Below are 11712 nucleotides of genomic sequence, written 5' to 3' on the forward strand. Positions count from 1 at the left end.
ATCACGGGTTGCCGCGCGTCCACAGCAGGAGGATCGCCACCACCTGGAGCACGAGGCATCCGGTCAGGATCGCCGCGCGACGCCGCGGCGTGGACGACCAGCGCTCGTCGGCCATCATCGGCGCCATCGGCATGAGCAGTCGGAACGTACTCTGCTGCGGGAGGAACACGGCGAGGATGTAGACGCCGTAGCTGAAGCCGTAGGTCACGACCATCAGGCCGAGGCGGCGAACGGGACGCGACCACATGAGGGCGAGGAACGCCACGATCAGCGCGACGACGAGCACGATGCCCACCACACCGAGGTGTGTGCCGGCCTGGCGGAACCACGGCGTGAACGGCGTGAAGGCGTCGTTCCCGACGTAATCGAGCCACCAGCCCAGTTCGGTGCGGATGTAGGCGTTGTGCGTGCCGGTGACGTACTGCGCGATGTGGTTCCACGACAATCCGGCGACGGCGATCGTGAGGCCGGTCGCCATCAGCGACGCCCATTCCTTCATCGGGAACGGGTCGACGCGACGGCGGAAGAAGCGCACGAGGAACACGATGCCCAGCGCCAGCCCCAGTGCGAGGACCCCCGGTCGCGTGTAGGCGGTGACGAGGCCGATCGGCAGGATCCACAGGTACCTGCGCTTGATCGCCAGCAGCATCGCGCCGAACATGAGCGCCATGAAGAGGCCCTCGCTGTAGCCGATGACGAAGAGGAACGACATCGGGGCGAAGGAGAAGAACACGACCGCCCACCACGCCGCCTGCGGCTTCGTGACGGTGCGCAGGAGCAGGAACAGCAGCCAGGTGGCGCCGAGGCTCGCACCGAGGCTCAGCAGCACCGCGATGGGCTGCCAGCCGAGGCCCGTGGCATCCGACAGGGCGCGGACCATCCCGGGGAAGACCGGCAGGAACGCCCAGTTGTTGGGGAGGATGTCGCCCGACACGTTCATCGGGAGCGACATCGGATAGCCCTCGGCGGCGATCTGACCGTAGCGGTCGGCGTCCCAGCCGGTGAGGTAGTCGAAGAAGGTGCCGAGGCGCTCGCTGTCAGGGCCGAAGCCCCAACGCGCGGCCTTGGCGATCGAGTAGAACCCCCACAGGAAGCCGAAGTTGACGGCGCGGGCGATGGCCCACAACAGCAGGACACGGGTGAACGAGCCGCGCTCGACGGGCACCGCGCCCTGCGGGGGACGCAGCACGTCTTCGCCGTACTGCCGCAACGCGCGACCGATCCGCGATCCACGGAGTCGATCGAGTCGGCGGTATCGGCTCGGGCGCTCGATGACGCGCGAGGGACGCGTCGGGGAGGCAAGCTCGCTCGGCGGTGCGCTCACTCGGAACCTTTCACAGGGGAAGATGTGGGCGAGTGACGACGGTGTCGGGCCCGGACAAGTGCAGTGAAGCCAGATCGTAGCGGATCAAACCGAACGTTCCCTCCGGTTGACTTCCAGGAAAATGTCCTGGTCAGTGGGTGTCGCTGACAAGCTTCAGGCCGATCACGCAGGCGACGAGACCGAGGACGAGCAGCAGCTTCACCACCGAGACGGCCTCGGCACCGGTGACCATGGCGACCACGACGGTCAGCGCTGCGCCGATGCCCACCCAGACCGCGTACGCCGTTCCCGTGGGGATCTCGCGCATGGCGAAGGCGAGTCCGCCCATGGATGCCAGGATCGCGACGCCGAAGATCACGCTGGGCCAGAGCTTGGTGAACCCCTCCGAGCGGCCGAGGGCGGTCGCCCAGACGGCTTCGAGGACGCCGGACAGGATGAGGACGATCCACGACATGGCTGCTCTCCTTGGCCAGTCTTGTCGCTGTCCGGGTACTGATCCGTCGTCCGGGGGCGCGGTCGTGCGTCCGAGACCCAGAGTATCGAGCCCACCTGGGCAGTGCCCGTGCAGCGGCGGCTGCCCCTCCGAGACCACGCATAAACGCTTTCCACGCGCATAAACGCGCTGTGCTCGCGTTTATGGGCGCCGATCGCGTTTATGCCTGTCAGGGCGACGCCGCATCGATCGGACAGGGCGGCCGGGGTGCCGGCATCCGGGGTCAGATCAGGAAGACGGATGCCGCCCCGGGGTTGTGTGCGTGCACCAGAACGCCGAAGACCACGGCGTCGAAGAGCAGGTGCACGGTCACGACGTACCAGAGCGAGCGCGTCTTGAGGAAGAGGAAGCCCTGCACGATCACGAACGGGATGGTGAGCAGGGGTCCCCACGCCTGGTAACCGAGCTCCCACAGGAACGACATGAAGACGATCGCCTGCAGCAGGTTGGCGGTGAGGTCGGGGAAGTGCCGTCGCAGCAGAACGAAGACCGTGCAGATGAAGAACAGCTCGTCCCAGATGCCCACCGCGCCGACGCCGACGAACAGCCGCGCAATGAGATCGGGCGTGTTCACCACCGGCCAGTTCATGTAGACGCCGGAGGTGATGAAGTAGAACGGCAGGATCAGATAGCCGAGCACGATGACGCCGGCCAGCCACGCCCATTGCCACCACGTCCACCGGCCTCCCCCGCGCCACGGGAAGGCGATCGCGCGATCGCGGTAGACGAAGCGCGAGATCACATAGGGAACGACGACCGCACCGCCCAGGGCGAGGGTGAAGCGGAGGAACGCGGCATTGTCGAGTTCGGCGTGCAGCGGGATCAGGCTGACGATGAACTGGCCGACCGCCACCAGAGAGACGTCGCGCGCGATGCTCGGCTCGTCGCCCCGGACGAGGGCGATGCCGGCGCGACGGTCGACGAGGACACCGGATGCCACGGCGAGCGCGAGCAGGATCCAGCCGAGCCACACGATCTGCACGACGAACAGCACCGGGGCGGCGAGACACACCAACAGCGCCGGGATGAGCTTCGGCGTCCAGGTGGAACGCTCGCGGACCGGCACCGCGGTGTGCGCGGTCACGGCGAGACCCGCGTGTAGGTCAGGTCGCGGATGTCGCGGCCGACGCGCAGGCCCTTGCGCTCGAAGGCGGTGAGCACACGTCCCTCGAACCGCTCGGCCCACTCCCCGACGAACGCCCGCTCGAAGTCGGGCGCCTCGTCGAGCACGTCGCGCATCTGGTCGGCGTAGTCCTGCCAGTCGGTCGCGAGGCGCAGGGTGGCACCGGGGCGAAGCGCCTGCGCGGCGATACGTGCGAAGTCGGGGGCGACCAAGCGGCGCTTGGTGTGCTTGTTCTTGTGCCACGGGTCAGGGAAGAACACCCACAGCTCGTCGACGGATGCCGCGGGTAGGAGGTGCTCGAGCGCCTCCGGCGCGTTGGCCTCGACGAGACGCAGGTTTCTGACGCCCTCGCGATCGGCATCGAGCATGGTGCGCGCCAGCCCCGCGGTGAAGACCTCGACGGCGAGGAAATCGGTGTCGGGGTGGGCGGCGGCGGCCGAGACGATCTGATGACCCTGGCCCGAGCCGACCTCCACGACGAGTCGGGCCTGTCGGCCGTAGACCGCGGCGGGGTCGACGGCGGTTCCCGCCTTGACGCTCGTGGCGGCGGCGGCACGCTCCACGGGAAGCAGGTAGAACGGCGAGAGCTCGGCCCACGCCCGGTCCTGCGCCTCCGACATGCGGCCGCTGCGGCGCACGAACGACACCGGCTTGTCGCGGTACACGGGCGCGGCGTCCATGTCTTCCAGGCTAGGCGACGAGCCTTCGGGGGTGTGGCGCACGGGCACCTTGCGGCCGCTCACGGCACGGTCACGAAGTCGATGAGCTCCTCGACGCGGCCGAGCAGGGCCGGTTCGAGGTCACGGAACGTGGTGACCTTCGACAGGATGTGCTGCCACGCGCGCGCGGTGTCGGCCTGCTCGTCGGCGGGCCAGCCGAGGGCGCGGCAGACGCCCACCTTCCACTCGATCCCGCGCGGCACCTCAGGCCACGCGGCGATGCCGAGGGCACGCGGCGTCACGCACTGCCAGACGTCGACGAACGGGTGGCCGACGATGCGTACGTGCGCGCCGTGTCGTCCGCGCGCGATCTTCTCCGCGATGCGCGACTCCTTGGAGTTCGGCACGAGGTGGTCGACGAGCACGCCGTAGCGTCGTTCGGCGGTGGGAGGCTCGGCATCCAGGGTCTGTTCGAGAAGGTCGACGCCCTCGAGGAACTCGACGACGACGCCCTCGGCGCGCAGGTCGGCGCCCCAGACCTTCTCGACGAGCTCGGCGTCGTGCTTGCCCTCGACGAAGATGCGGCTCGCGCGGGCGGTGCGGGCGCGCTGGTCGGCGACGGCGAACGATCCAGACGCCGTGCGCGTGCGGCCCTTCGCTGCAGCGGTGGGCGCCTCGAGCACCACGGGAGCGCCGTCGACCAGGAAGCCGCCGCCGAGCGGGAACAGCCGACGCTTGCCGAAGCGGTCTTCGAGCTCGACGTTCATGCCCTCGACGCGGGTCACCGCACCGACGTAGCCGTCTCCGGCGACCTCGACCACCAGGTCTGCGGATGCCGCGACGTGGGCCGGCTTCTTGCGTCCGGCATCACGCCAGCCGCGGGCGAGCACATCGGTGCCGTAGCGGTCGTCCATTCGTACCTCCGAGCGATCGAGCCTAGGCGGGGTCGATGTGCGCTCACAGCGGACGCGCCGGTTCTACCCGGGTGTCGGCGGTCGTTTATAGAGTGGACAGGTCCGCCAGCCGAAGGGGGAGGCATGCGAAAGCCCAGCGCCGCGCGAGCGATGGCGGTTCTGCTTGCGGTGGTCGCCGGGGTGCTCGCGTGGCCTCTGTCCGCCGCTGCTGTCCCACCCCCGTCGCTCGGCTCGAGTTACGTGCTCGATCAGGCGGACGTCCTCACCAACGCCCAGGAGGCCGAGGTCCAGTCGCGCCTGGTGCGACTGACCACCGACACGGGCTTCGATATGTGGGTCGCCTACGTCGATGAGTTCACCCAGCCCGAAGCCGCCGAGGAGTGGGCCAACGAGACGGCGAACCGCAACAACCTCGGTCCGCATCAGTACCTGCTGGCCGTATCGGTCGACGGGCGCGCCTATTACCTCTCCGGGGATGTCGACGACGGTGCCCTGACGACGCAGCAACTCGCCGCGATCGAGCAGGACCTCGTTCAACCCGCCCTCGCGAGTGGAGACTGGGCCGGGGCCGCGGTGAAGGCCGTCGACGGGCTGACGGCGGCGGAGCGTGCCGCACCCGCAGCGCCCGCCCCCACCCCCGCCGGCAGCGGTCCCGACGTCGGTCTCATCGCTCTCGTGGTCCTTCTCGTCCTCGTGATCGGCGGTGGGCTGCTGTGGTTCGGTCTGCGGCGGCGGCGAACGGCATCCGGGGGCTCGGCCGCACCGCAGGAGAGCATCGAAGAACTCTCGCGGCGCGCGGGATCGGCTCTGGTCGCGACCGACGATGCGATCAAGAACAGCGGGCAGGAGCTCGGCTTCGCGCGGGCGCAGTTCGGCGACGACGCCGCCGCGCCCTTCGTCGAGGTGCTCGCGCAGGCGAAGGCCGACCTCGACCGCGCGTTCACGATCTCGCAGCAGCTCGACGATGCGACCCCCGAGACCCCCGACCAGCAGCGAGCCGGCTACACCGAGATCCTGCGGCTGTGCGCGTCGGCCGACGAGGCCCTGGATGCCAAGGCGGCGGCGTTCGACGAGCTTCGCGCCCTCGAGGCCGACGCGCCCGGAGCCCTCGCCCGCCTGCAGCAGCAGCACGCCGCGGCCACAGCCGCCCTGCCGACCGCCGATGCCGAGCTCGCTCGGTTGCGCGAGAAGTACGCCGACACGGCCCTCGCTCCCGTCGCCGACAACGCCGCGCAGGCTCGCGCCCGGCTCGATCTCGCCGCCCAGCAGATCGCCGCCGCCTCGCGTGCCCTCGCGGCCGGAGACACCGGAGCGGCCGCCGTGGCCCTGCGGGCGGCGCAAGCCGCGGTCACGCAGGCCGAGACGCTCGAGAAGGCCGTCTCGTCGCTCGGCACCGACCTGACCGATGCGGAGAGACGCTCGAGCGAGCTCGTCGCCGAGATCGACGGCGACATCGCCGCGGCGGGCGCTCTCTCCGACCCCGACGGCCGCGTCGCCGGCGCCGTCGCCGCGGCGAGCGCCCAGCTGAATGCCGCCCGCGCCGCCCTGGGCGGCGAGCGGTCCGACCCCCTGGGCGCTCTCGCCACTCTCGAGCAGGCGAACACGACGATCGACGGCGTCATCGCCGAGGCACGCGACGCCGCCGAGCGTCAGCGGCGCGCAGCCTCCCAGCTCGACACCGCGCTCATGCAGGCGCGCGCCCAGGTGTCATCGACCGAGAGCTTCATCGCCGCGCGACGGGGCGCTGTCGGCCCCACGGCGCGGACGCGTCTCGCCGAGGCCGGGGCGGCTCTCGTCCAGGCGGAACACCTGCGCGCCACCGATCCCGTCGGCGCATCGTCACTCGCCCAGCGAGCCGTGCAGCTCTCCAGCGAAGCGGGGTCCCTGGCCCAGAACGACGTCGGCAGCTTCGGCGGCGGGCCCGGAGGCGGCGGGAGCGACGTGCTCGGCGCCATCCTCGGCGGCATCGCCGTCAACTCCCTCCTGGGCGGGGGCGGCTCGCGATCACGTGGAGGCTTCGGCGGAGGCGGGTTGGGCGGCTTCGGCGGAGGCTTCGGGGGCACTCGCTCCGGCGGTTCCCGGTCGCGATCCGGAGGCGGCGGTATGCGCTCGGGAGGCTCGCGCGGCAGCGGGGGCGGACGCTCGCGCCGGGGAGGCGGACGCTTCTGAACGCCCCTCGCAAGCCGCTCTCGGCCGTCACAGAAAACTCGTAGCATTCGACACCAGACTCGACTCTGTCGCCTTAGGAAGGAACCCCCGCATGGCCAAGCAGTCCATCTTCGGTCGCATTCAGACCCTCGTCCGCGCGAACGTCAACGCGCTCCTCGACCAGGCCGAGGACCCGCAGAAGATGCTGGATCAGCTCGTCCGCGACTACTCCAACTCGATCGCCGACGCCGAATCGGCCATCGCCGAGACCATCGGCAACCTGCGCCTGCTCGAGCGCGACCACCAAGAAGACCGCCAGGCGGCAGCGGAGTGGGGCAACAAGGCCCTCGCCGCCAGCCGGAAGGGCGACGAGCTGCGCGCCTCGGGCAACGTCGCCGAAGCCGACAAGTTCGACAACCTCGCCAAGATCGCTCTCCAGCGTCAGATCACCGCCGAGGGCGAGGCCAAGGCCGCCGAGCCCACGATCGCCGCGCAGACCGAGGTCGTCGACAAGCTCAAAGACGGTCTCAACGGCATGAAGGGCAAGCTCGACCAGCTGAAGGCCAAGCGCAACGAGCTCACCGCCCGCGCCAAGGTCGCCGAAGCACAGAACAAGGTGCACGACGCGGTCAAGTCGATCGACGTCCTCGACCCCACGAGCGAGCTCGGACGCTTCGAAGACAAGATCCGCCGCCAGGAGGCCCTCGCCGCCGGGAAGCAGGAGCTGGCCGCGTCGAGCATCGACGCGCAGTTCAACGCCCTGGAAGACGTGGGTGAGCTGACCGAGGTCGAGGCTCGCCTCGCGGCCCTCAAGGTCGGCGGCCCCCAGCGCGCGGCGATCGACGCGCCCAGCCCCGACCAGGTCTGATCCACATCGCGAGTGCACCGTCCGTCTCGCCGGGCGGTGCACTCGCGTCTTCCGGCGAGGGGACCACCCATGACCCGCTTCATCATCGCCCCGCAGTGGCAGGGGTCGTCGTCGTCGCGAGCGATGCAGCTCGTCGACGGCGCCGAGGCCATCGCCGGCGACCTGCCACGTGCCGCGACCACCGTGCTCGAGGTTCCGACCGAGGCCGGTGACGCCCACGGCACGGCGGTTCACCGGCTGAGCGCCCTCGTCCGGATGCGCCAGCGCATCGAGGAGGCCGTGCGCGCGGCCGATGAGCCCGCGATCGTCGTCGGCGGCGACTGCGGCGTCGCCCTCGGTTCGGTCTCCGCGGTGTCGGGCGACGATCTCGCGGTGGTGTGGATCGACGCCCACGCCGACCTGAACACCCCCGCCTCGTCGCCGAGCGGCGCGTTCCACGGCATGGTGCTGCGAGCGATCACGGGCGAGGGCGAAGAGACCCACCGACTCGAACCGGGAGTCGCGCCCACGCGCATCGTCCTCGCCGGTACCCGGGCGCTGGATGCCGAGGAGCAGAGGTTCATCGACGCCCACGGCGTGCGGGTGATCGCTCCCGACGACCTCGGCGACCCCGACGTCCTCGCCGACGCCGTGGTCGCGACCGGCGCATCGCGGGTGTACATCCATGTCGATCTCGACGTTCTCGACCCCGCCGAGATGACCGGCGTCGCCCTGCCCGAACCGTTCGGGGCGCGCAGCGCCGATGTCGCGGCATCCATTCGTCGTCTACGGGAGCGGCTGCCACTCGCCGGGGCCACCCTCACCGAGTTCTCGCCGTCGTCCCCCGCCGCCGCCGTGGACGACCTCGGGACGATCCTGCGGCTGATCGGAGCGCTCGCGTGAGCCCGATCCCCCGGCCTCCCGCGGGGTGGCGCGAGCGCGCGGACCGCGCCGTGGCGCGCGGACGCGTGTGGGACCGCTTCATCCCCGGCATCCTGCTCGACTCCCCCGTGAGCCGCATCGGGTACTGGTACGGCTGCACGGTCGGCTGGGTGTGGGGGTCGCTGTGGAGCACGGGCCGAATCGAGAAGCGACAGGGGCTGTGGGTGTTCCGCGGGCTCCCCGCGTGGGCGTTCCCGCGCGGGGGCGTGTGCGTCGGGGGATGCTTCCTCACCGGCGACGCCCGCCCTACCGACACCGTGCTCCGGCACGAGGCCGTGCATCAGCGCCAATGGCGTCGATACGGCTTCCTCATGCCGGTGCTGTACGCCCTCGCGGGCCGTGACCCGTTGCGCAATCGCTTCGAGATCGAGGCCGGCCTGGTCGAGGGCAACTACCTCCCTCGAGGCAGCTGACCCGGTACCCGGAGCGGGCGACGCCGCGGTCAGCGGGCGGTCGAGAGACCGAAGCGCTCGGGCGTGTGAATCGTGGCGGCATCGACGCCGTGACGCGAGACGAGCTCGTCGACGATCTCGGCGGTACCGAGGTACCCGCCCAGCAGGAAGACGCGCGTCGCGTCGTCGTCGCAGCACAGCATCTCGCCGGCCCAGCCGGACACGGCGCGCGCGAGGGCCTCACCCGGCGCGCAGCCTCGCCCCGTGCCGGGGGCACCCGAACGACGCGAACGGTCGAGCCACGTGAAGGTCATCCGCGCGGGGGCCGCGATGTGGCCGATCCACGATGCATCCGGGACCTCGACGAACACGCGTCCCGTCGAGCAGATCGGCAGGGTCGACAGCAGCGCCTCGAGCTCGACGAGAGAGGTCTCGTCGGCGGTGACGAGGTGCTGCACGCGCGTGTGCCGCGACGCGCGGCACGCGGCGTCGTTGTGCTCGGAGGACGTGGTCATGATGCTCTCCACTATACCCGTGGAGAAGGGTTGCCTAACCTGAGTTCCGGCTTTGTATCCCGATGTCGAGAGATCGGTCAGTCGACCAGCACCTCGCGCAGCCTCCGGAGCTCGTCATCGCCCAGCCCGTGGGCCCGCAGATACCCCGCGGGCGATCCGTACTCGCGATCCAGACGTTCCAGCAGCGCTCGCATCACCGGCGCGGGCGAACGCGTCGCGAGGGCCTCGACGTGCACGTTCTCCGGATGCATCAACCGGATCCCGGCGACCACACGGGCGTTGCGTTCCGCGGGCAGCAGAGCCTCGGTCCGGGCGTAGTCGGCGATCACCGCCTCCCGGTCGACGCCCGCGGCGGCGAGCGCGATGGCCACCGTGACACCCGTACGGTCCTTGCCGACGGTGCAGTGCACGAGCACGGGCTGAGAGCTCAGGATGCCGCGCACGACCGCCACGACACGGTCGGCGGAATCGTCGACGATCGCGGAGTACAGCTCGTCGAGGCTGACGTCGCGGGCGAAGAACGATGCGACGGAGCCGAGGAAGAGCGGCTCGCGCTGCACCTCGATCGACAGGTCGTCGAAGCGGCTGGGTGAGTGACGGACCTCGTCGTCGGCGCGCAGATCGATCACCCGACGGATGCCGAGCGCGCGCAGGGTCTCGACCCCGGCGTCGTCGACGGCGACGAGGTTGCCCGAGCGGAACAGGACGCCGTCACGCGTGCGACGGTCGCCCGCGGGCAGTCCCCCGGTGTCGCGGAAGTTCATCGCTCCCGACACGAGCGAGCCCATCACGCGTGCTCCCCGTGAGAGTGCGCCGCGTCCCCGCGCCGAGGGACGGGGTATCGTCCCGCGATCGCGACGCGGTTGAAGGAGTTGATGGCGACGAGCACCCAGCTGAGGGCGACGTACTCCTGTTCGCTCAGGATGCCGCCGGCACGGTCGTAGACCTCATCGGGGATGCCGTCCTCGTGGATGAAGGTGAACGACTCGGTGAGCTCGAGCGCAGCGCGCTCGCGCTCGTCGAAGACCCCCGACTCGCGCCACGTCGCGATCTGGGCGATGACGTCGGCGTCGAGACCCGCCGCGACCGCCGCGTCGACGTGGATCCGCACGCAATACGCGCAACCGTTGAGCTGCGAGGCGTGGATCTGCACGATCTCGCGCAGGCGCGCGTCGATGCCCGCGTCGGCGGCGAGGCGTCCGACAGTCGTCGAGAACGATCGCAGGGCTGCGTACGCCTCGGGCGCCTTCTTGGACAGATGGACGCGCTTCTCCTCACCCATGGCGACAGCCTACGGCGAGGGGGCGGGCTCGGGCCCGCCCTCGGAGCCGCCTCCCGGGCTCGCGGCAGGCCTCGACGACCGCGCGTCGCGCGGGCGTGACGCTCCGAGGCGGAGCAGTGGCGACGGCCGGTCCGAGGGTGCCAGGGTTGACCCATGCCCGAGGTCGACGAATTCTCGTTCCTGCCCGCCCAGGCCACCGAGGCCGGTCGCCCGACGCCCTCCGTGCGGCGCGTGCAGTTGACCCTCCACGACGGGCGGACGCTGAGCGGACTGCGCTGGGGCGACGCTCCCCCGGCGGTGACGCTGCTGCACGGTGCCGGGTTGAACGCGCACACCTGGGACACCACGCTCCTGCACCTCGGACTCCCCGCGCTCGCTCTCGACCTCCCCGGCCACGGGGACTCGTCCTGGCGCGCCGACGGAGCCTATGTCGCGCGCGTCCTCGCACCCGACGTGGTGACCGCCCTCGAGGCATGGACGGAGGGCCCGCAGACGCTCGTGGGCCACTCGCTCGGTGGTCTCACGGCCGCCGCTGCAACGGCATCCCGAGCCGATCTGGTCGAGCGGGTCGTCATCGTCGACATCACACCGGGGATCGACGCGAGCGCGGGGCCCGCCCAGCTTCGCGCCTTCTTCGCCGGGCCGACCGACTGGGCATCCCGAGACGATCTCGTCGACCGCGCACTGTCGTTCGGTCTCGGCGGATCGCGCGAGGCCGCGGCCCGCGGGGTGTTCCACAACTCCCGGGTGCGCCCCGACGGGCGGGTGGAGTGGAAGCACCATTTCGCCCATCTCGCCGCCGCTGCGGTGAACGCGGGCTCCGATCCGTCGACCCCGGATGCCGTGCGCGCGGTGCTCGCGAGCACAGGGTGGGACGACCTGTCCCAGGTGGATCGCCCCGTGACGCTGGTGCGCGGTGAGCGCGGCTTCGTCACCTCCGACGATGCAGACGAATTCGTGCGGCGGGTACCCGCGGCCGACCTCCGCGTGATCGCAACCGGGCACAACGCGCAGGAGGAAGACCCTGCGGGTCTTGCCGACCTCATCCGCACGGTGGCGTCGAGCAGCTGACC

General features: G+C 70.7%; 13 protein-coding genes and 1 riboswitch. Of the genes, 5 read left to right on the plus strand and 8 right to left on the minus strand.

Annotation, left to right across the window (positions count from 1 at the left end):
- Position 1: 1 nt before the first annotated feature.
- The 5 genes from PIR02_00235 to PIR02_00255 form a co-directional block, all read right to left on the minus strand.
- Positions 2 to 1324: a hypothetical protein gene (locus tag PIR02_00235; protein ID WZH37103.1), complete on the minus strand. Its 1323-nt coding sequence runs from the start codon at positions 1322 to 1324 to the stop codon at positions 2 to 4.
- Between the two features lie 130 nt (positions 1325 to 1454).
- Positions 1455 to 1778 (minus strand): multidrug efflux SMR transporter, encoded by a 324-nt coding sequence (locus PIR02_00240; protein ID WZH37104.1) that lies wholly within the window; start codon positions 1776 to 1778, stop codon positions 1455 to 1457.
- A gap of 10 nt (positions 1779 to 1788) precedes the next feature.
- A riboswitch (guanidine-III (ykkC-III) riboswitch) is annotated at positions 1789 to 1852 on the minus strand.
- A gap of 188 nt (positions 1853 to 2040) precedes the next feature.
- On the minus strand, positions 2041 to 2901 hold the full coding sequence (locus tag PIR02_00245; protein WZH37105.1) for a CPBP family intramembrane metalloprotease: 861 nt from the start codon (positions 2899 to 2901) through the stop codon (positions 2041 to 2043).
- The gene (gene trmB, locus PIR02_00250; GenBank protein ID WZH37106.1) at positions 2898 to 3620 is read right to left on the minus strand and encodes a tRNA (guanosine(46)-N7)-methyltransferase TrmB; all 723 of its coding nucleotides are present in this window, start codon (positions 3618 to 3620) and stop codon (positions 2898 to 2900) included. The genes PIR02_00245 and trmB overlap by 4 nt, the downstream gene beginning before the upstream one ends.
- Before the next feature lie 59 nt (positions 3621 to 3679).
- Positions 3680 to 4513, minus strand: coding sequence for a DUF3097 domain-containing protein (locus PIR02_00255; GenBank protein ID WZH37107.1), 834 nt, complete (start codon positions 4511 to 4513; stop codon positions 3680 to 3682).
- A gap of 123 nt (positions 4514 to 4636) precedes the next feature.
- On the opposite strand from PIR02_00255, the gene PIR02_00260 reads away from it, so the two are divergent.
- The 4 genes from PIR02_00260 to PIR02_00275 all read left to right on the plus strand — a co-directional run bounded on the left by PIR02_00260 (position 4637) and on the right by PIR02_00275 (position 8863).
- On the plus strand, positions 4637 to 6682 hold the full coding sequence (locus tag PIR02_00260) for a TPM domain-containing protein (protein ID WZH37108.1): 2046 nt from the start codon (positions 4637 to 4639) through the stop codon (positions 6680 to 6682).
- A gap of 91 nt (positions 6683 to 6773) precedes the next feature.
- Complete coding sequence (locus tag PIR02_00265) at positions 6774 to 7529, plus strand: PspA/IM30 family protein (GenBank protein WZH37109.1); 756 nt, start codon at positions 6774 to 6776, stop codon at positions 7527 to 7529.
- A 69-nt stretch (positions 7530 to 7598) separates the two neighbouring features.
- Positions 7599 to 8411 carry an arginase family protein gene (locus PIR02_00270; GenBank protein ID WZH37110.1) on the plus strand — a complete coding sequence of 271 codons (813 nt, stop codon included), beginning with the start codon at positions 7599 to 7601 and terminating at the stop codon, positions 8409 to 8411.
- Positions 8408 to 8863, plus strand: coding sequence for a Fe-S oxidoreductase (locus PIR02_00275; GenBank protein ID WZH37111.1), 456 nt, complete (start codon positions 8408 to 8410; stop codon positions 8861 to 8863). Before PIR02_00270 ends, PIR02_00275 begins: the two co-directional genes overlap by 4 nt.
- A 29-nt stretch (positions 8864 to 8892) precedes the next feature.
- Here PIR02_00275 and PIR02_00280 read toward each other — a convergent pair whose 3' ends face one another.
- The 3 genes from PIR02_00280 to PIR02_00290 all read right to left on the minus strand — a co-directional run bounded on the left by PIR02_00280 (position 8893) and on the right by PIR02_00290 (position 10639).
- Positions 8893 to 9357: an SIP domain-containing protein gene (locus tag PIR02_00280; protein ID WZH37112.1), complete on the minus strand. Its 465-nt coding sequence runs from the start codon at positions 9355 to 9357 to the stop codon at positions 8893 to 8895.
- A 77-nt stretch (positions 9358 to 9434) separates the two neighbouring features.
- Positions 9435 to 10145 carry a tyrosine-protein phosphatase gene (locus tag PIR02_00285; GenBank protein ID WZH39057.1) on the minus strand — a complete coding sequence of 237 codons (711 nt, stop codon included), beginning with the start codon at positions 10143 to 10145 and terminating at the stop codon, positions 9435 to 9437.
- Complete coding sequence (locus tag PIR02_00290; GenBank protein WZH37113.1) at positions 10145 to 10639, minus strand: carboxymuconolactone decarboxylase family protein; 495 nt, start codon at positions 10637 to 10639, stop codon at positions 10145 to 10147. Before PIR02_00290 ends, PIR02_00285 begins: the two co-directional genes overlap by 1 nt.
- A 153-nt stretch (positions 10640 to 10792) precedes the next feature.
- On the opposite strand from PIR02_00290, the gene PIR02_00295 reads away from it, so the two are divergent.
- Positions 10793 to 11710: an alpha/beta hydrolase gene (locus PIR02_00295; protein WZH37114.1), complete on the plus strand. Its 918-nt coding sequence runs from the start codon at positions 10793 to 10795 to the stop codon at positions 11708 to 11710.
- Positions 11711 to 11712: the final 2 nt, after the last annotated feature.

The sequence above is a fragment of the Microbacterium enclense genome (assembly GCA_038182865.1).
GTDB lineage: Bacteria > Actinomycetota > Actinomycetes > Actinomycetales > Microbacteriaceae > Microbacterium > Microbacterium enclense_B.